This is a genomic window from Streptomyces sp. GbtcB7 (genome assembly GCF_019091445.1).
In the GTDB taxonomy this organism is placed as follows: Bacteria; Actinomycetota; Actinomycetes; order Streptomycetales; family Streptomycetaceae; genus Streptomyces; species Streptomyces mirabilis.
The window spans coordinates 112,034-130,559 of record NZ_JAGXJM010000011.1; the positions used below are offsets into that span (position 1 = coordinate 112,034).

Consider the following 18,526-nt stretch of genomic DNA (forward strand, 5'->3'; position numbering starts at 1 on the left):
CCCGTCACAGCGTCAGCGGTGGGGGGAGCCCTTTTGGCGCAGCCGGTGGGCGGCCGCGCCCAGCGCGCCCACGATGAGGACGCCGCCGGTGATCAGGGCCGGGACGGAATCGGTGAAGGTGCCGCCTTCGCCGCCCTGCACTCCGTACTGGGCACCGGTGGGGCGCTCCTCGGTGTCGTGCCCCGTGCCGGTGTCACGCCCGGTGTCGTGCCCCGTGCCGGTGTCACGCCCCGTGCCGGTGTCACGCCCGGTGCCGGTGTCGTGAGCCGCACCGGTCTCGCGCCCGGCACCCGTGTCATGAGCCGCGCCGGTCTCGCGACCCGTACCCGTGTCACGCCCCGTACCCGTGTCACGCCCCGTACCGGTGTCACGCCCCGTACCGGTGTCACGCCCCGTACCGGTGTCATGCGTCGCACCGGTGTCACGACCCGCGCCCGTGTCATGAGGCGCGCCCGTGTCACGAGGCGCGCCGGTCTCGTGCCCCGTAGGCGTGTCACGCCCGGCACTTGTGCCCGTGCCGGTGCCGATGCCCGTGCCGGTGCCGGCGTCGCGGGACACGGTGTACGAGGCGTTCCACGGCCGCTCCTGGCCACCCGGCGCGACGGGACACACGCCGTTGACGCCCCATTGGGCCTCACGGTCCCCGGCGACGGAATCGCTGTTGAACTGCTCGCCGGCCCCGGCTGCCCCTCCGAACCCACCGACCCCTCCGAACCCACCGACCGCGCCGGATCCACCAACCAGTCCGGATCCGCCGGAGCCGGCGTCGGAAGTCCCACCCGCCGGGATACGGGCCGTCCCGTGGTACGAGGTGGCGCCGCCCGTCTTCTCGTCGCCGCCGGTGACCCGGTGCAGCTGGACCTTGCCTCCCTCGAAGCCCTGGGAGTGCGCGTCGATGGACTCGGGCGGGGTGCCGCCGATCGCGTCGCAGGTGACGGAGACGGAGAGGAGGCCACCGGGGCCCACGGAACGGGGATCGACCTCCGCGCCCGGATCCGCGGACGCGGCCGTGGCGGCCGCCCCCAGGGCGGCACAGGCCAGGGCGGTGGCGGACAGGACACGGACGGTACGGCACATGGGTCGGGCTCCTTCGGACAGACACTGTCTGAAGGGGGCACGGCCGTCGCGCCCCCACCCCATCACAGCCCGCCCCGGCGCGGGGCGCGCGCGGCCGGACACCATTCGCGCGACACGGACGCCCGAGCGGGTGACGCGGGTGACAGCGGGGGCTCGGCCGACCGCGTCAGTTCGACAGGGAGACGAGCTCCCGTTCCAGGCCGCGTCCACGTTTGTCCACGACGGCCGAGGCCACGTCGGACAGTTTGCGCTGGGTCGCCTGCGAGACGCGGCGCAGTACGCCGAAGGCCGCGTCCGCGTCGCAGCCCAGTACGTGCATGACGATCCCGCACGCCTGGTCGACGACGGGCCGGGTGCGCAGCGCGGCGCCGAGCTGGTCGAGCTCGGTGAGCGCGGCCCGGTAGGAGCGGTCACGGACCAGGCAGGTGACGGCGAGGTCGCCGAGCGCGCGGGCGGGTCCGTGCGGGGCGTCCTCCAGGGCACCGGGCCGGAAACTGTAGAGGCTGAGGGTCACGGTCAGCCCGGAACGCCGGAAGGGAATCGTGACACTGGAGCGGACACCCGAGTCGAGGGCCATCGCGCGGTACGCCGGCCAGCGCTCCTCGCGCAGCAGGTCCGCCGAGTCGACGGGCTCACCGCGTTCCAGCGCGGCGGGGATCGGACCATCTCCGGAACGGAGTTGGACCGAGACGAGTGCGGCGAGGTCGGGGTGGGTGACCGCGGCGGGGCGTTCCGGGCCGCCCTCGGAGACCATGCAGCTGGCGCCGCAGCAGTCGGTGGTGCAGCGGGCGGCCTGCTCGGCGAGCTCCGACAGCCGCCTCCCTGGAAGCGTGGATTCCGGCGACCGCGTTCCCAGGTGCCCGAGTTGACCGCCTCGGGCGCCTCGACTGCCTTGACCGCTTTCACCGCCTTCACCGCCTCGACCGTGCCGATCGTTGTGACCGCGTTGCTCAAGTCGCCCCGCATTCAGCATGGTTCACCCCTCCTCCCTCCGCGCCTTCCCGCTCACCTGCGCGGAAAACAGGCCGGGCGGGTTACACCCCCGCCACCCCGGGAACCAACCCGTCGGGTTACGTTCCTCGCATGGCGCAGACGGACGAATTCGGTGAAGAACTCGCGGATTTCGTGCGCCGCGTGGCGGAGCTCAAGGCGGCTCGATCGGTACCGGCCGACGACCTGCCGACGGTGCTCGACGCGGCGATCTTCGAACTCGACCATGTGGCGGGCCAGTTGTGGCCCTGGTACGAGAGTCTGTCCTCGACGGGCCCGTCCGGCGTCGCCTCGGTCGACCGCCAGGAGCAACAGCTCCTCAAGGCGCTCTTCCAGCGGGTGCCGGTGCCTGTCGCGCTGGTGGACCGCGAGACGGTGGTGCGCAGGCTGAACTTCGCGGCGACCTCGTTCACCGGCGTACGGGCCGGCTACGCGACGGGCCGGCCGCTCACCGGTTTCCTCGCGCACGCCGACCGTGCCGCGTTCCGTTCGCAGGTGGCGGCGGTGGCGCGCGGCGAAGGCGACCGCAGTCTCACCGTGCACCTCCAGCAGCAGCCCGCGGTGCCGGTGCGGGCGACGCTCACCGCGCTGCGGCCCAGCGGCGAACCCCGCACCGCCGTCCTCGTCGTCCTGCAGCCCGCGGACAGCCGGGTGCCGTCCCCCGAGCGCGTGCCGGGCCCGGTAGCGACCCTGACCGAGACGACCCGGCACGCGGCGCTGATGGACCTGGTGGACGCCATGACCACGGCGCTGCTCAGCGGTCCGGTCGGCGATCCGGCCGGGGTACTGGAGCGGGCGGCCGGAGTGCTGCACGGGCGGTTCGCCGACTGGGTGGTGGCCGACGTGGCGGGAGCGGCGCGGCTGTCCCGCACGACGGTGCTGGCCCCCTCCGACAGCGTGGCGGGGGCCCGGGGCGTGGCCGCACAGGATCCCGCCGCGTGTCCGCTCGTCGTCGAGGCGGCCCGGGGCGGATCCACGGCGCTGCCGGTGCGCCCCGAGGATCCGGACGCCTTCGGCCGTGACACCTCGGGCGCCCCGATCCTCGTACGCGCGAACGTGACGTCGCTGCTGTGCGTGCCCCTGACCACCTCGCCCGGCCCCGTACAAGGCGTGCTGACCCTGTTCCGCAGCGGCGCCCGCCGGGCGTTCTCGATGGCGGAGGCCCAGGTGATGGACATGATGTCCCGCCACCTGGCCCTGGCGATGAGCGCGCCCCGGTAGGGCTACGCCGCGTCGCGCATCACCTGGTCGCGCAGCCGGTGGCAGCACCGGCTGATCAGCCGCGACACGTGCATCTGCGAGATCCCGAGTTCGTCGGCGATCCGGCTCTGCGTCATGTCGCCGAAGAACCGCATGTAGAGGATGATGCGTTCGCGCTCGGGCAGGGCCTGCAGCCGAGGTTTGACGGCCTCGCGGTCGATGACGACGTCGAGCGCGGGGTCGGCCGAGCCGAGGGCGTCACTGAGCGAGTAGCCGTCGTCGCTGCCGGAGACCTGGGCGTCCAGGGAGAGCGCGGTGAAGCTCTCCAGGGCCTCCAGGCCGGCCCGGACGTCCTCCTCGCTCATCCCGGCGTGCTCGGCGATCTCGGCGACGGTGGGCCTGCGGCCCGAGATGGTCCCCGAGAGTTCCTGGACGGCGAACCGCACACGGTTGCGCAGGTCCTGGACGCGGCGCGGCACGTGCAGGGTCCACATGTGGTCGCGGAAGTGCCGTTTGATCTCGCCGGTGACGGTCGGCACGGCGTAGCTCTCGAAGGCGTTGCCGAGCTCGGGGTCGTACCGGTCCACGGCCTTGACCAGACCGAGTGCCGCGACCTGGCGCAGGTCCTCCAGGCTCTCACCACGGTTGCGGAACCGGCCCGCGAGCCGGTTGGCCATCGGCAGCCAGGACTCGACGATCTGCTCGCGGAGCGTGTCGTGCTGCCGGCCCGGAGGGAGCGAGGCGAGCCTGCGGAATGCCTCCGTGGTGTCGGGGGCGTCGTCGTGCGGATGACGTTTCGCGCTCACTTGGTTTCGCATGATGCGTCGCAACTCCCTTGCAGGTGCCTTGGGTTGGACGGTCACCGTGGGAGCGCACGGGTGCGTCGAACGGCACACCCGTGGCGAGGGCTTCCCCGCTCCCACGGACGTGCCTCCTGTCCGAAGCACTTGAATTCCGCCTGCCCCGGCCTGTGCGAGGCAAACACCGAGGCAAACACCCGCGCCTGTCGGCGCCTTGGGCTCAGGGAAGGGCGAGCAGGTACTCGATCGCGGCGCGCAGCTCCTCGTCCTGGAGGAAGGCCTCGTAGTTCCGTTCCTGTGCCAGGCGGCCGTCGAAGCCCCGTACCGTCCGCAGTGCGGCGCGCGTCGCGGGGGTGAGGGTGCCGATCCGGGCCAGGGCTCGCAGCGCCTCTCCGAAGAGCCCATAGTCGTCGCCGCCGTCGGCCATCGGCAGGACGAACTCCGCCAGGACGGAGATGCTCGGCTCGGGCTCGCCCGTGCCCGACCAGAGGGCGAGCGCGGCCTCGATCCGGCGAAAGCCGTCGGTGTTCTCCATGATGTGCCGTACCCGGTCGGCGTACGGCGCGGCCGCGGGACCGAACTCGGTCAGCAGGTGGACGGGCCCATAGTAGGGACCCTCCTCGGTCAGCATCGCGTCGCCGATGAGCCGCAGCGCCGCCGTACGGTCTCCGCCCATCTGCGCGGCGGCCCATGCCGCGTTCCAGTGGTACCACGGCCGGTCGAGCGCCTCACAGGCCCGCAGGGCGGGCTCCGCGGACGCGGCGCCCGGCCCCATCGCCACCAGCACCTCGACGATCGAGAGCGAGCCCGTGGCGTCGTCCAGAAGCGCCACGACCTCCGGCAGCGCGGGCAGTGCGTCCGGCCCCCACGCCTTGAGGACCTTCAGGAAGGCGCCGGTCAGCGGGCCGTGGCCGCCGTTGTGCGCCGCGTGGTGGCGCATCACCTCCCGCAGGTCGGGCAGCAGGACGCCGGCATGCGCCCGCAGCGGAACCAGCACGGCGTCGACGTCCGGAAGTCGCGGGTCGCTGAGGCAGTAGCCACGTCCGTAGTGCTCCCGATAGGGCTCGTAGAGCCGCTCGACGAGCCCCGGCATCGCGCGCGGGTCGCCGATCCGGGTGAGCGCCCAGCGCGCGTAGTCACCGACGGTCCCCTCCAGACAGGGGTCCTTCCCCGGGTCGTCGAGCAGCGTGGCGAGCCGGTCGGCGTACCGGGCCGACTGCCGGCCGAGCACCGCCAGAAGGTGTGCCGCCCGCAGGCGCACGGGGTCGGCCCGGTCGCCCAGCAGCCGGCCCGCCACCGGCAGCAGCGCGGGCGCCGCGGACGGCCTGAGCACCAGCAGCCGCCATGCCTCGTCCAGCACCGCCTCGGACAGTTCGGTGTCCCCGGTGCGGGCCGCCGCGCCGGCCAGCCGGACCACGAAGGAAGCGGCCGTCCGGGCGTCGTGGTCGAACAGCTCGGCGGCCCAGGTGACGACAGCTTCACGGCTGAAGGGGTCCTCGACGCCCACCACGTACCAGATCTCCTCGAACCTGGGCCGTACGGCGAGGTCGGAAAGTGTCTCCACCAGCAGGTCGATCCGCCGGACCGGCTCCTGCGGGTCGAGCCGTGCCCGGGCGATCACGGCGGCGACCTTCATGACGGGCTCGCCGTCACGCAGGACGCCGTCGAGTACCGCCCGCACCTCCTCGACCGACCGGGCATCCGCTTCCGCCGCAGCGGCGGCTGCCCATCCCAGCCGCAGCAGCACCGGCAGACGTACCGCCGGGTTCGTCTCGGCCCGCCACCGCTCCAGAAGCGGTACGACACCGTCGGCGAGCGGAATGGCCTCGCGCCGCACATCGGGGTCCGGGTCCGCGAGCAGCGCCAGGACCGCGCCCAGGTGTCGTCTCCACGCCGCGGGCCACCCCTCGTCCACCAGGTCCGGCCGGGCCGTCCTGGTCGCGTGCTGGAAAGCCACCAGCAGTCCTACGAGGTCGACTCGCGCGCCCGCCCCCGGGTCGGCGGCGAGCACCACCACGAAGGGCAGGGCCGCGGTCGCCGCGGAGGGCACCCTGCCGTTGTCCGCGACCAGGCAGGAGTACAGCGGGTGGCAGTACTCCTCCGTCGCGGCCCCGCCCGCGAGCGCCAGCCGCCGCAGCGCGCGGGGCACCTCCTCGACCGGGTGCCGGGGCAGCGCCGACTCGAGCCGGTCCCACGGCACCGCGTCCAGGGCCTCGAGCGACATCCCCGTCACTTCCACCCCCATGACCTCGGAGAACCGGTTCTCCGGCCGTCATCATGCCGCCCGGCGGTGGAGCTCGTCGTGCCGTTTTCCCACGGACGTGTCGACCCCGGGTCCAGGGGTACGCGATCACCGTCCCCGATCCCCTGGAGGGAGTCATGCAACGAGGCAGCGACCGGCTGAGCGTCCACCGGGACGAAGAGATGAAACACGAACTGCGGGGCCTGCTCAGGTCGGGTCACCCCACCCGGACCGAGGAGTGGCAGGACCCGGAGCCGACTGCCGACGACGACCCGGAGATCGCGCGCGGCCCCGTGGCACCGAACCGCGCGCCCGACTCCATCGAGACGGTGCGCCTGGAACTGGCCCGGTTCCTGAGCCGTACCGCCTTCCCCGCGGGCCCCCGCGACCTGGCCGACACCCTGCGCGACAAACACGCGCCCGACCCCCTGGTCGAGGCCGTGGAGCGGCGCCCCCACAAGGCGCGCTACGCCACGGTGCACGAGCTGGCCGAATCGGTCGTACGCGACCGGCACACGCGGTGAACAGCGCCCCGGCGCTGTGCACCACCGCTCGGGGGCCGGGAAAGGAAACGGAGGAATCATGCGTATCGCGTTCCTGATGGCGCCCGAGGGCGTCGAGCAGGTCGAGCTGACCGATCCCTGGCAGGCGGTACTGGACGCTGGTGGCGAGCCGGTCCTCGTGTCCACGAAGCCCGGCCGGATCCAGGCCTTCCAGCACCTCGACAAGGCGAACACCTTCCCTGTCGACGAGGTGGTCGCCGACGTGTCGGCCGAGTCCTTCGACGGGCTCGTGCTGCCGGGCGGTGTGGCCAACCCGGACGTGCTGCGCCTCGACGAACGGGCCGTGGCGGTCGTCCGCGCGTTCTTCGAGCGCGGCATTCCGGTCGCCGCGATCTGTCACGCCCCCTGGACACTCGTCGAGGCGGACGTGGTCTCGGGCCGGGTCCTCACGTCCTGGCCGAGTCTGCGCACTGACATCCGCAACGCGGGCGGCACCTGGGTCGACCGGCAGGTGCAGGTGTGCGAGCAGGGGCCCAACACCCTGATCACCAGCCGCAAGCCGGGCGACCTCAAGGCGTTCGACGAGGCGTTCCTGGCAGCGTTCGCGCGGCAGGCCGCCTGACGGAGTGTCCGCCGCTACGGAATCCGTCACCATCCGGCGCGCCTCGGTTCACCGGCGACAGCGGGGACCGAGGGCGACGGGTGCGGGCGGCAGCAACGGGTTTGCGGGCCGGGCGAGTTCGACCCGACGTCGTCACCCGTGCCCTCCCTGACACCCCGACCCGTCATGTCGCCCCGACCCGTCGTTCAGCACTCCGCCGCGAGGCCCCGCTCCCGGGCCCCGTCGCGCGTACGGCCCGCGGCGATAGGGCGGCGCGGATGGCGGCGCAGGTACTCGCCCTCCAGCTGCGCCATGCGCAAGTTGTGGGTCCGCAGGGCTTCGTTCGAACCGTGCAGCAGTGTGTCGTGGCGGGTGCGGTGGATCGTCTCCAGCTCTTTCATCAGCTGCTGGTCGTCCAGCCGGTCCGGGTCGACTCCGGTCATGGTGGTACCCCGCTCGTCGTGTCCTGCGGCGCGGTCCGGGTGGCCGCCGGGCAGGCGCTGCCGTGCGCGGCGCCCGAGCGGCGTCCGGGAGGGAGCCGTGGATCTCGCGTCCTCACTCCACTCTACGAACTTCCCGGCCCCCGGTCCTCCGGGAAGCACCGGACGACCGGGACCGGGACCGAGTCCTGGCGGGCCCGAGTCCTACCGGGCCCGAGTCCTACCGGGCCCGCTCGACGCGCCGCTCGTCCCACACCGGCTCCGCCGTCTCCCGGATCCTGCCGTCCGAGCCGAAGACCAGATAGCGGTCGAAGGAGCGGGCGAACCAGCGGTCGTGGGTGACCGCGAGCACCGTTCCCTCGTAGGCCTCCAGGCCCTCCTGGAGTGCCTCGGCCGACTCCAGGTCGAGGTTGTCGGTGGGCTCGTCCAGCAGCAGGGCCGTGGAACCCTCCAGCTCCAGCAGCAGGATCTGGAAGCGTGCCTGCTGGCCGCCGGAGAGCTTCTCGAAGCGCTGCTCGGCCTGGCCGGTCAGCTCGTAGCGGCGCAGCCGGGACATGGCGGCGCCCCGGTCCTGGGAGTGCTCGCTCCACAGGATGTCGAGAAGGGTGCGGCCCTGGAGCTCCGGGTGGGCGTGCGTCTGGGCGAAGTGTCCGGGCACGACGCGCGCGCCGAGCTTCCACTCACCTGTGTGCGCGACGGTGTCACCGGCGAGCAGGCGCAGGAAGTGCGACTTGCCTGAGCCGTTGGAGCCGAGCACGGCGACCCGCTCGCCGTAGAAGACCTCCAGGTCGAACGGGTTCATCAGCCCGGTGAGCTCAAGTCCCTTGCAGGTGATGGCCCGTACGCCGGTACGCCCGCCGTGCAGACGCATCTTGATGTCCTGCTCGCGCGGCGGCTCCGGCGGCGGGCCGGCCTCCTCGAACTTCCGCAGCCGGGTCTGCGCCGCCGCGTACCGGGACGCCAACTCATGGCTGATGGAGGCCGCCTGCCGCAGATTCAGCACGAGCTTCTTCAGCTGGGCGTGCTTCTCGTCCCAGCGCCTGCGCAGCTCCTCGAAGCGGGCGAACCGCTCCTGTCGCGCCTCGTGGTACGTCGCGAAGCCGCCGCCGTGCACCCATGCATCGGCGCCGGTGGGGCTGGGCTCGACGCTGACGATCTTCTCGGCGGCACGGGACAGCAGCTCCCGGTCGTGGGAGACGAAGAGAACGGTCTTGCGGGTCTCCTTGAGCCGTTCCTCCAGCCAGCGCTTGCCCGGGACGTCGAGGTAGTTGTCCGGCTCGTCGAGGAGCAGTACCTCGTCGGTGCCGCGCAGCAGGGCCTCCAGCACCAGCCGCTTCTGCTCTCCTCCGGAGAGGGTGCGCACCAGGCGCCACTGCGCCTTCTCGTACGGGACGCCGAGCGCGGCCATCGTGCACATGTCCCAGAGCGTCTCGGACTCGTATCCGCGTACCTCGGCCCAGTCGGAGAGTGCCTGCGCGTAGCGGAGCTGGGCGGCCTCGTCGTCCACGGTCATCATGGCGTGCTCGGCCGCGTCGACGGCCTTGGCGGCCTCCTGTATGCGGGGCGGCGCCACGGAGACGAGCAGCTCCCGCACGGTCGTCTCGTCTCTCACGGACCCCACGAACTGACGCATCACGCCCAGGCCGCCGGTCACGGTGACGGTGCCCCCGTGCGGCTTCAGCTCCCCCGAGATCAGCCGCAGCAGCGTGGTCTTGCCCGCTCCGTTGGGGCCCACCAGCGCGACGACGGCCCCTTCCCCCACCCGAAACGACACATCGCCGAGCAGCGCCCTCCCGTCGGGAAGGTAGTACTCAAGATGTGCGGCTTCGAGATGTCCCATGGGGAGGCATTCTCCGGCCCCCCGGCCCACGGAGCAAACGCATATCCCCACCGAGCTCCCAGGCCCCGGGATCCGGGGCGCAGCCCCGCCCAGGGGCGCGGGGAACTGCGCGACCAGCCCCCCACCCGCCCGCAGCCGAAGAACACACCCAGGGGGGTCTGGGGGCGCAGCCCCCAGGTCGAGGATGGGACGGGTAGGGGCGGCGGGGGCGAGGAAACGGTGGTTCGGCGGGTACGGGGAGCTCATGACCGTCACTCCAGACATCGACCTCACCACCCGCACCCCGACCCACCACCCCCTCCGAAACCACCTCCTCGCAGCCGACTCCCGCCTCTTCGAAGCCATCGCGTCCCGCCACTGGCCGGGCTGCGACCCCCTCCTGCCCAAACTGAGCCGCAGCGCGAACCACGGCCTGCTGTGGTTCGCCACAGCGGCGGCACTCACGGCGACCCGCACACCCCACGCCCGCCGAGCCGCCGCGACCGGCCTCGCCTCCCTCACCCTCGCCTCCGCCACGATCAACACCGTGGGCAAGCGCTCGGTACGCCGCCCCCGCCCACCCCTCGCCCCGGTCCCCCCGGCCCGGCAGCTGAAGCGACAGCCGATCACCACCTCGTTCCCCTCGGGCCACTCCGCGTCGGCCGCCGCCTTCGCCACGGGCGTGGCACTGGAGTCGCACGGCTGGGGCGCCGCGGTGGTACCGCTCGCCACCGCCGTGGCCCTGTCCCGCGTCTACACCGGCGCCCACTTCCCGAGCGACGTCCTCGCGGGCGCGGCGCTGGGCACGGCGGTCGCGTACGCCGTACGAGGCCTTCTCGCACGCCACCACCGACCGTGACCCGTCCGGACACCTCACTCCCCGGGCAACACCCGAGCCTCACCACTCGACTTGTCCATATACCAAGACATGGGTCTCACCATGCGACATGCGGGCGTACGGTGATGCGCAACCGACGAGACGACGCGAAGGGGAAACGGTCATGTCGAAGCCGCAGGAGACCGCCGTCTACACACACGGCCACCACGAGTCCGTACTGCGTTCGCACACCTGGCGCACGGCCGCCAACTCGGCCGCCTACCTGCTCGACTCACTGAAGCCCCACATGAAGATCCTGGACATCGGCTGCGGTCCGGGCACCATCACCGCCGACCTGGCGGAACTGGTCCCCGAAGGCCACGTCACCGCCGTCGACCACGCCCCGGGAATCCTGGACCAGGCCCGCGCCGTGGCCGCCGAACGCGGCCTGGACAACGTCGATTTCGGGGTCGCGGACGTGCACGCCCTGGACTTCCCGGACGACACCTTCTGCGTGGTCCACGCCCATCAGGTGCTCCAGCACGTGGGCGACCCGGTGCAGGCGCTGCGCGAGATGTACCGGGTCACCAAGCCGGGCGGTTTCATCGCCGCCCGCGACGCGGACTACTCGGCGATGGCCTGGTATCCCGAGGTACCGGGCCTGAACGACTGGCAGGACCTGTACCTGCGCGTGGCCCGAGCCAACGGGGGCGAACCGACGGCCGGCCGCCGTCTCAAGTCGTGGGCACTGGCGGCCGGCATCAAGGACATCACGGCGACGTCGGACACCTGGACCTTCGCCACCGAGGACGAGCGGGAGTGGTGGGGCGGGCTGTGGGCCGATCGCACGCAGGCCTCGGCGTACGCGGAGCGCGCCACGGAGGGCGGACACGCGACCACCGCGCAACTGGGGGCCGTTTCGGAGGCGTGGCGGGAGTGGGCGCGGCAGGAGGACGGCTGGTTCTCCGTCCTGCACGGAGAGATTCTCTGCCGTAAGGAAGCGTGATCCACCCGCGGTTCTCTTCGGCGCCGGATTCAGCGGGTGCGGCTCAGCGCACGATCGCCGTCTCCACCAGCAGCCGCGCCGCCGCCGCGATCGACTCCGCGTCGATGCCCGCGGCGTGCAGTTGCTCGGCGGGGGTCGCCGAACCGGGCATCGTACGGACGGCGAGGCGGACCAGGCGCGGCACCGGACGGCCGTCGAGGAAGGCGTCGAGGACCGCGTCGCCGATGCCGCCCTCCTCCCGGTGGTCCTCGACGGTGACGAGGCAGCCGGTCTGTTCGGCGGCCTCGCGCAGGGTGTCGCGATCGACGGGCTTGACCGAGTAGAGGTCGATGACCCTGACCTGGATGCCCTCGCGGTCGAGCGACTCGGCGGCGGCCAGCGCCTCGTGCAGGGTGACGCCCGCGGCGACGAGCGTCAGCCGGTCCTCGTCACTGGCGCGCAGTACCTTGCTGCCGCCGACCGGGAACTCCTCGGTGGGGCTGTAGATCACCGGGGTGTCCCCGCGTGAGGTGCGCAGATAGCGGATGCCCTCGCGGTCCGCCATCGTGGCGACGAGCTTGGCCGTCTGGTTGGCGTCGCACGGGTAGAGCACGGTCGTGCCGTACAGCGCCCGGAACATCGCCAGATCCTCCAGGGCCATCTGCGAGGGGCCGTCCTGGCCGATCGAGACGCCCGCGTGCGAGCCGACGAGGTTGATGCCGGAGCCGCTGATCGCCGCCATCCGGATGAAGTCGTGGGCCCGGGTGAGGAACGCCGCGAACGTGGTGGCGTACGGCACCCAGTCGCGTGCGGCCATACCGACGGCGGCCGCGACGAGTTGCTGCTCGGCGATGTAGCACTCGAAGAAGCGGTCGGGGTGTTCCTTGGCGAAGAGCTCGGTGCGGGTGGAGTCGCTCACCTCACCGTCCAGGGCGACGACGTCACCACGGGCGGTGCCGAGCGCGGCGAGCGCCTGTCCGTAGGCGTCGCGGGTGGCGGCCTTGTCCCCGGTGTCGTAGCGGGGCAGTTCGAGGTGGCCGGAGCGGACGGCGTGCAACACCCTTGCCGGGGGCGGCTGTTGGACCTCCACGTGCAGGTTGCGCACTCCGCCGAGTTCGGCGATCGCCTCCTCGGCGTCCGACAGCGGTTTGCCGTGCAGGCCCTCGCGGTCCTGGACGGACTCGACGCCCTTGCCCTTGAGCGTGCGGGCGATGATCACGGTGGGCTGTCCCGCGGTGGACTCGGCCTCGGCGTACGCGCGGTCGATGGCGTCGACATCGTGTCCGTCGATCTCCACGGTGTGCCAGCCGAAGGCCTGGAACCGGCGCGCGTACGCGTCGAGGTCGTGGCCGTGCCGGGTCGGGCCGCGCTGACCCAGCCGGTTGACGTCGATGATCGCGACGAGGTTGTCGAGGTGCTCGTATCCGGCGTGCTCGGCGCCCTCCCAGACGGATCCCTCGGCGAGTTCGCTGTCGCCGCACAGCACCCACACCCGATAGCCGGTGTGGTCGAGCCGTTTGCCGGCCAGTGCGACGCCGACCCCCACGGGCAAGCCCTGGCCGAGCGAGCCGGTGGCGGTCTCGACCCACGGAAGCCGCCGGGGTGTCGGATGCCCTTCGAGGCGGCTGCCGAGCCTGCGGAAGGTGAGCAGTTCGGCCTCGCTGATGGCCCCGGCCGCCCTGTACGCGGCGTACAGGAGCGGTGAGGCATGACCCTTGGAGAGGATGAAACGGTCATTGGCGTGGTGCTGGGGGCGCTCGAAGTCGTAGCGCAGGTGCTTGGCCAGCAGGACCGCCATCAGGTCGGCCGCCGACATCGAGGACGTGGGGTGCCCGGATCCCGCGGCGGCGGCAGCGCGCACGCTGTCGACACGCAACTGCTGTGCGAGTTCCTTGAGTTGACGGGTGTCCATGGCGTTCACGATGGTGTTCATGACTCTCCTTCCGGACGGCTCGCGAAGTCACCGGGGGAACCGGCCGCCCGTGCCGGTTGCAGCGAGGCGGTGTCCAGCGCCGCGGGTGACGGCCCCGGCGAGGGGGCCGGACAGCGGGATGCCCAGGGGGTTGGCGGCGGCCTGCGCGCCCCCGAGGCCGACGGTGAAGCCCAGGTCGCGGTGGCAGTGGGCACGTCGGCTGCCGATGCCGAGCGAGGCGGCGACATTGCGCCCCGCGACCCTCCCGTGCCGCCAGGCGTGCTGCGCCGTCTTCGGCGTGTACCGCCCAGGCCTCTCGAGATCCGGTACGGCGGCGGCGTCGCCGCATGCGAACACTTCAGGACGGCCCGGCACCTGCACATATGGGTCGGGCACGGGCAGCAGCTTGTTCACGCCGCCGACGGCCAGCACGAGACGATCGTACGTCAGCGTGGTGACACGGCGTGGCTCCAGGATTCCGGCGGCGACCCCGGGAAGCAGGGGCAGATACAGAAAGTAGTCGGTCGGGTGGAGCAGGGTGATGTCGGCCTCGTGCCGGGTCAGCCGCGCCGGCGTGCGGGCGGTTCGGTACCCGGCGAAGCCGGCACCGACGATCACGCTGCGGGGTCGACTCATGGTTTCGCCTCCGGCGATGTCGCTCGTACCTCGTACGGGGCTTTCCGCGTCCCCGTGGTCGGGGCGCCCAAACCCGGCGGCTCCGGTGTTTCCTCCCCACCCCCGGGGTCACTCCGCCCTCCGCAGGAGACGTCCGAATCGATCTCGCCCTCCGGCGTGCCCAACTAAGCTCGTCCGCATGGAGATTCTGGGAGCCACGTTGCGGATCTGCGTCGACGACCTGGAGGCTTCGGTCCCCTTCTACGAAAGACTTGCGGGTGGGCGGGCCCTGCGGTTCGAGCGCGGCGGCGTGTCGGTGGCGGCGGTGGGCTGTTTCCTGCTCATGAGTGGACCCGAGGCCGATCTGGAGGTCCTGCGGAAGGTCTCCGCGACCATCGCCGTCAAGGACGTCGAGGACGCGCATCGGGTGCTCAGCGAGTTGGGCGCGCGGATTCTGGCGGGCCCGGTGGGGACGCCGGCCGGGCGCAACCTGATCGCCATGCATCCGGACGGTGTGGTGTACGAGTACGTCGACCGCGGATCCCCGACCCCCTGACCGCCCCCTCGGGGCTTCGCCCCGGACCCGGGTGTGTTCCTCGACTGCGGGGGGCGTGGGCTTAGTTGGAGGGCGGGCGCATGCGGAAGTCGTAGTGGGGTGGGAGCGGCTCGTCCGTCAGACGGGTCCACAGGGCGGTGATGGTCTCCGCCCCCTCCCGCAGGTCGGCGACCTCGAACGCCTCTTCGAAGACGGCTCGCGCCCCGTCCCGGTCCCCCTCCGCGAGGAGCAGCTCCACCTCCAGCAGACGGAATCGGCCGCGCGCCCGCGTGGCGGGCCGCAATCGGTCCCAGACCCGCCGCGCCTCCCCGGTACGCCGCACCGCGAGCAGCGCCCCCACCGCCTCCCGCCCGAGCGCGGCCGTGGCCGCGGTCCAGGCCGGACCGTCGTCACGCCGCTCCTGGCACAGGTCGTCGAAGGCCTCGGCGTACCGGTCGGCGGCCCGTTCCCGGTTGCCGGCCTCCTGGTCGGCGACGGCCAGACACCGCAGCAACGGCCAGAGCGACGGGGCGAGTTCGAGCGCCCGCTCCCAGCTGCGCACGGCCTGCGCCAGGTCCCCGGCATGCCACTGCGCGACGCCGAGGTGGTACTCGGTGAGCGGCTTGGCTGGCGCGGTCTCCAGCATGTCCCGCCAGTGTGGAGCGACCAGGCTCTCACCGGGTGGCCCGACCCGCCGCGGCTCCGGGAAGGCGCCGGTCCGCAGGAGTTCCACCCAGGGTGCCTGCGGCTCCCGCAGCGTGGACTCCTCGAACGGCGTCCCGGGCAGCTTGTGGGAGGCGCGCAGCACTTCGAGCGCACCCCAGCCGGACCCGACGGCCAGCACCTCACCGGGCTCGGTGTCGGCGTACGGCAGCCATGCCTCGTACGCCGCGTCGACGTCCCTGCGCGGCAGGACCTCCGACAGCCGGTGTTCCGTCTCCGCGCGCGCGAGCGCCCAGTCCGCCCCGTGCACCGATCCCGCGTCCGTCGCGAGCGGGCCGTACGCCTCCAGCCAGGACACCTCGCTCTCCGCCTCCAGCCGGACATGCTCCAGCTGGGTACGGGCGAGTCCGGCCTGGATCTCGCAGTAGCCGCCGGTGCCGGGTTCGGTGAGCCATTCCTGCCAGCGCCGTCCGCCCGGACCGGAGCCCCAGACGAACAGCTTGCGCCCGCGCAGCACGTCGGTGGAGGTCTGTACGAGTCCGTCGCCGTTGTCGTCGAGCGCGGCGATCCAGCGGCGCTGCCCGTCGGGCACTTCGTAGAAGTAGTCGGCGGGGAAGACGCTGCGCGGCGGATATGTGCGGTCCACCCCCTCGTACTCCGGTACCGGCACCCTCCGCAGCCGCCGCTCGTACCCGAAGTGCCAGGCCTCGTCCGCGGGGGCCAGCACCCGGCGTTCCTCGGGGACGGCGATGTTGGACCACCAGTACAGGGGCGCGGGCCTCTCGTGCGGATTGCGGACGCGGACGCCGACATGGAGGAAGTCGGAGCCGTCCGGGAGCCACAGGTCGACCTGGAAGGGCAGGTCGCGCAGCCGCTCCCACTCCCACAGGCGGAGCATCTCGCCGCCGTCGGGGGCGGGGACCCGGGCGGCGTGCACGGGAGCGCAGGACAGCGTGGTGTGGCCGGTCGCGCCGATGTTCCACTCGATGCCGCCGGAGAACCAGGCTCCGTTGAGGGCGAAGCAGGCGGGCTGCACCACCGGGTTGCGGTAGAGGAGTTCGCGCTGCGAGGGCTTGTGGAACAGCGAGACCACCCGGCCGCCGTAGCCCGGCAGCACCACCGCCCGCAGCCGGTCGTTCTCGATCACGATCGTGTCGATCCCGCGCGGCTCGCGCCGTCTGTCGTATCCGTCCCGGACGCGCTGGGGCAGGACGCTCCGCAGCGGTTCGTAGCGGATCTGGCGGGCCATGTCGCGCGGCAGGTCGATCGGGGTCTCCCCTGCTCGAACGGAGTTGAGAGCTTGGGGAATGTCGCGGTCGTCGATGCGGTGTGTCTCGTCGAGCGGCCGCAGGGGTGGCAGCGGGTTGTCCGGGCCCAACTCCGCGACCGGCAGGGTCAGTACGTCACGTCGGATCGTCGTCACGATGACCATGGAACAGCGACATCGACCACCTGACCAGGGTGTCCGCTCGTCAGGATTCCGCAAAGGCGACGACGACCACACCGGTGAACAGCGCGCCCGCCGTGCCGACAGCAGGGAACAAGTAACGAGCCGGTGACCCCGTCGGCCGCCCCCCGGTCAGGCCGTGCGCTGCTGCTGTCCGGACTGCCCGGTGCCGCTCTCGGTGAGAGCCGTGCGCGCGGCCTGCAGCAGTTCTTCGGAGATCGGGTTGCCCCGGGTGGCGCGGGCGAGGACGAGGGCACCGACCATGGTGCAGAGCTGGGCCATGCCGTCGTCGTCGCCGGTGGCCAGCCGGGCGGCGCGGTTCCGTACCCCGTTGATGTAGACGTCCTGGGCGCGGGCGGCCTGGCCGGGCTCGCGCCCCAGGTCGGCGGCGAATCCGGAGACGGGGCAGCCCTCCCCGGGGTGATCGCGGTGCCAGACCGAGAGGTAGTCCTCGATCAGCGTCCGGCGGGCGGCCTCGCGCTCCCCTGCCTGCTCGTCGGGCGCCACCGCCGAGTGTGCCGCCTGCTCGTCGAAGGCGTGTGCGATGGCCTCGTCGACCAGGTCCTCCTTGGAGCCGAACTGCTTGTAGAAACCGCCGTGGGTGAGCCCGGCGGCCTTCATCAGGTCGGCGACGCTGACCGCGGTGCCTTGCTCGCGGAACATCCGGGAGGCGGTGGCTACGACGCGCTGCCGGTTCTCCTGCGCTTGCGCCTGGGACACGCGGCCCACGGAATCACTCTCCTCAATTGGATGTCACTTGCCATCTATCCTAGCCCCCTGTTTAGATTACTGACGACATCTATTTGATGTCCCTCCGCTCCGCAACCGCAGAACCACCGACAGCACTGGAGACCCCTGTGGCATCGCCACCCGCCCCCACCGAGTCCTCGACGCCCGCGGCGTCCACGCCAACCGTGCCGCCCGGACCGTCCGCCCGCCGGACGGTGCCGGTACGAGCCTGGCTGCAGCCGGCGATCGTCGGACTGATCGTGGTATCGGCCTTCGTCGCCTGTTACGTGGGCCTCCAGCGCAACCCCGAGCCGCACGGCGTGCCGCTGGCCGTGACCGGGCAGCGGCTCGCCACCGAGGTCCGGCAGACGCTCGGCGACCGCGTCGACGTGCACCAGGCAGCCGACGCCGGCGCGGCGCGCCGCGCGGTGCTCCACCGTGACGCCGTCGCAGCCCTCGGCCCCAGCGGTGACGGCGGACTGCGGCTGGACGTGGCCGGAGCCAACGGCCTGTCCACCACGAACGCCGTCACCGGCCTCGCCGCCACCTATGCGAACCGGGCGGGGCAGCACCTGGAGACCGCGGACGTCGTCCCGCTGGCCAAGTTCGACAGTCGTGGGCTGTGCGGCTTCTATGTGGCCTTCGGTGTGACCCTCGCCGGGTTCGTCCTCGCCCAGAGCACCCTGGGCCTCGGCAACGTGCTGGCCCTGCGCCACCGGTTCCGGCTGATCTGGGGTTTCTCGGCGGCCTGCGGCACCATCGCGGCCGTCATCGCCGGACCCGTCATGGGAGCCCTGCCGGCACCCTTCCTGCCCCTGGCGGGCACGCTCGCGCTGCTGGCAGCCGCGGCAGCGTTCACCACCAAGCTGCTCGGTACCTGGCTGGGCCCGCTCGGCGTCCCGGTGGCCACCCTGCTGCTCCTCACCGTCGGCAACTCGACCAGCGGCGCCACCATCGGCGTCGTCCTGCTGCCCCGTCTTGCCCGCGTCGTCTCGGGTCTGCTCCCGCCCGGCGCCGCCATACGGGCCGTCGCCGACCTCAGCTACTTCGGCGGCGCCCACGTCTCCGGCCCGCTGATCACCCTCGCGCTGTGGGCCGTGATCGGGGCGCTGCTGGTGGGCCTGCGGTCCCGGCAGGTCGCCGCCCGCTGA

At 72.3% G+C, this 18,526-nt stretch carries 15 protein-coding genes and 2 pseudogenes; 7 read left to right on the forward strand and 10 right to left on the reverse strand.

Annotated elements, in window-relative coordinates; translation table 11 throughout:
- Positions 1-12: 12 nt before the first annotated feature.
- Positions 13-1,077: a hypothetical protein gene (locus KVT44_RS19530; RefSeq protein ID WP_217567939.1), complete on the reverse strand. Its 1,065-nt coding sequence runs from the start codon at positions 1,075-1,077 to the stop codon at positions 13-15.
- 166 nt (positions 1,078-1,243) lie between these two features.
- On the reverse strand, positions 1,244-1,933 hold the full coding sequence (locus tag KVT44_RS19535) for an ANTAR domain-containing response regulator (protein WP_254649627.1): 690 nt from the start codon (positions 1,931-1,933) through the stop codon (positions 1,244-1,246).
- A 227-nt stretch (positions 1,934-2,160) separates the two neighbouring features.
- On the opposite strand from KVT44_RS19535, the gene KVT44_RS19540 reads away from it, so the two are divergent.
- Positions 2,161-3,288, forward strand: coding sequence for a PAS domain-containing protein (locus tag KVT44_RS19540; protein WP_217567941.1), 1,128 nt, complete (start codon positions 2,161-2,163; stop codon positions 3,286-3,288).
- Between the two features lie 2 nt (positions 3,289-3,290).
- On the opposite strand, the gene KVT44_RS19545 is transcribed toward KVT44_RS19540, so the two are convergent.
- Positions 3,291-4,085, reverse strand: coding sequence for an RNA polymerase sigma factor SigF (locus KVT44_RS19545; RefSeq protein ID WP_217567942.1), 795 nt, complete (start codon positions 4,083-4,085; stop codon positions 3,291-3,293).
- Between the two features lie 202 nt (positions 4,086-4,287).
- Entirely contained in the window at positions 4,288-6,291 is a 2,004-nt protein-coding gene (locus KVT44_RS19550; protein WP_217567943.1) for a hypothetical protein, read from the reverse strand.
- Positions 6,292-6,446: 155 nt separating this feature from the next.
- Here KVT44_RS19550 and KVT44_RS19555 point away from each other — a divergent pair, with 155 nt between their 5' ends.
- Positions 6,447-6,833, forward strand: coding sequence for a DUF2795 domain-containing protein (locus KVT44_RS19555; RefSeq protein ID WP_217567944.1), 387 nt, complete (start codon positions 6,447-6,449; stop codon positions 6,831-6,833).
- 58 nt (positions 6,834-6,891) lie between these two features.
- Positions 6,892-7,434 carry a type 1 glutamine amidotransferase domain-containing protein gene (locus KVT44_RS19560; RefSeq protein WP_217567945.1) on the forward strand — a complete coding sequence of 181 codons (543 nt, stop codon included), beginning with the start codon at positions 6,892-6,894 and terminating at the stop codon, positions 7,432-7,434.
- Between the two features lie 185 nt (positions 7,435-7,619).
- Here KVT44_RS19560 and KVT44_RS19565 read toward each other — a convergent pair whose 3' ends face one another.
- Together KVT44_RS19565 and KVT44_RS19570 are read right to left on the reverse strand one after the other, a co-directional pair.
- Positions 7,620-7,856 carry a DUF6158 family protein gene (locus KVT44_RS19565; RefSeq protein WP_190168062.1) on the reverse strand — a complete coding sequence of 79 codons (237 nt, stop codon included), beginning with the start codon at positions 7,854-7,856 and terminating at the stop codon, positions 7,620-7,622.
- Positions 7,857-8,073: 217 nt separating this feature from the next.
- Entirely contained in the window at positions 8,074-9,693 is a 1,620-nt protein-coding gene (locus KVT44_RS19570; RefSeq protein ID WP_217567946.1) for an ABC-F family ATP-binding cassette domain-containing protein, read from the reverse strand.
- Between the two features lie 244 nt (positions 9,694-9,937).
- Here KVT44_RS19570 and KVT44_RS19575 point away from each other — a divergent pair.
- Both KVT44_RS19575 and KVT44_RS19580 read left to right on the forward strand, forming a co-directional pair.
- Positions 9,938-10,510 (forward strand): annotated as a pseudogene (locus tag KVT44_RS19575) (phosphatase PAP2 family protein); the annotation flags it as partial.
- Between the two features lie 163 nt (positions 10,511-10,673).
- Complete coding sequence (locus KVT44_RS19580) at positions 10,674-11,495, forward strand: class I SAM-dependent methyltransferase (RefSeq protein ID WP_217567948.1); 822 nt, start codon at positions 10,674-10,676, stop codon at positions 11,493-11,495.
- 43 nt (positions 11,496-11,538) lie between these two features.
- On the opposite strand, the gene KVT44_RS19585 is transcribed toward KVT44_RS19580, so the two are convergent.
- Together KVT44_RS19585 and KVT44_RS19590 are read right to left on the reverse strand one after the other, a co-directional pair.
- Complete coding sequence (locus tag KVT44_RS19585) at positions 11,539-13,407, reverse strand: transketolase (RefSeq protein ID WP_217567949.1); 1,869 nt, start codon at positions 13,405-13,407, stop codon at positions 11,539-11,541.
- 57 nt (positions 13,408-13,464) lie between these two features.
- Positions 13,465-14,022 (reverse strand): annotated as a pseudogene (locus KVT44_RS19590) (hypothetical protein); the annotation flags it as partial.
- A gap of 178 nt (positions 14,023-14,200) precedes the next feature.
- Between KVT44_RS19590 and KVT44_RS19595 the strand changes: the two are divergent.
- The gene (locus tag KVT44_RS19595) at positions 14,201-14,557 is read left to right on the forward strand and encodes a VOC family protein (RefSeq protein WP_075029764.1); all 357 of its coding nucleotides are present in this window, start codon (positions 14,201-14,203) and stop codon (positions 14,555-14,557) included.
- A gap of 61 nt (positions 14,558-14,618) precedes the next feature.
- Here KVT44_RS19595 and KVT44_RS19600 read toward each other — a convergent pair whose 3' ends face one another.
- On the reverse strand, positions 14,619-16,631 hold the full coding sequence (locus KVT44_RS19600) for a DUF5107 domain-containing protein (protein ID WP_217567950.1): 2,013 nt from the start codon (positions 16,629-16,631) through the stop codon (positions 14,619-14,621).
- Positions 16,632-16,778: 147 nt separating this feature from the next.
- Positions 16,779-17,375, reverse strand: coding sequence for a TetR/AcrR family transcriptional regulator (locus KVT44_RS19605; protein WP_217567951.1), 597 nt, complete (start codon positions 17,373-17,375; stop codon positions 16,779-16,781).
- A gap of 128 nt (positions 17,376-17,503) precedes the next feature.
- Here KVT44_RS19605 and KVT44_RS19610 point away from each other — a divergent pair, with 128 nt between their 5' ends.
- Positions 17,504-18,526 carry a hypothetical protein gene (locus KVT44_RS19610; protein WP_217567952.1) on the forward strand — a complete coding sequence of 341 codons (1,023 nt, stop codon included), beginning with the start codon at positions 17,504-17,506 and terminating at the stop codon, positions 18,524-18,526.

Coding starts and splice junctions, on each gene's coding strand:
- KVT44_RS19600 (WP_217567950.1), bottom strand. CDS start 16,631: ATGGTCATCGTGACGACGATCCGACGTGACGTACTGACCCTGCCGGTC.
- KVT44_RS19565 (WP_190168062.1), bottom strand. CDS start 7,856: ATGACCGGAGTCGACCCGGACCGGCTGGACGACCAGCAGCTGATGAAA.
- KVT44_RS19570 (WP_217567946.1), bottom strand. CDS start 9,693: ATGGGACATCTCGAAGCCGCACATCTTGAGTACTACCTTCCCGACGGG.
- KVT44_RS19530 (WP_217567939.1), bottom strand. CDS start 1,077: ATGTGCCGTACCGTCCGTGTCCTGTCCGCCACCGCCCTGGCCTGTGCC.
- KVT44_RS19560 (WP_217567945.1), top strand. CDS start 6,892: ATGCGTATCGCGTTCCTGATGGCGCCCGAGGGCGTCGAGCAGGTCGAG.
- KVT44_RS19585 (WP_217567949.1), bottom strand. CDS start 13,407: ATGAACACCATCGTGAACGCCATGGACACCCGTCAACTCAAGGAACTC.
- KVT44_RS19595 (WP_075029764.1), top strand. CDS start 14,201: ATGGAGATTCTGGGAGCCACGTTGCGGATCTGCGTCGACGACCTGGAG.
- KVT44_RS19545 (WP_217567942.1), bottom strand. CDS start 4,085: ATGCGAAACCAAGTGAGCGCGAAACGTCATCCGCACGACGACGCCCCC.
- KVT44_RS19580 (WP_217567948.1), top strand. CDS start 10,674: ATGTCGAAGCCGCAGGAGACCGCCGTCTACACACACGGCCACCACGAG.
- KVT44_RS19555 (WP_217567944.1), top strand. CDS start 6,447: ATGCAACGAGGCAGCGACCGGCTGAGCGTCCACCGGGACGAAGAGATG.
- KVT44_RS19550 (WP_217567943.1), bottom strand. CDS start 6,291: ATGTCGCTCGAGGCCCTGGACGCGGTGCCGTGGGACCGGCTCGAGTCG.
- KVT44_RS19540 (WP_217567941.1), top strand. CDS start 2,161: ATGGCGCAGACGGACGAATTCGGTGAAGAACTCGCGGATTTCGTGCGC.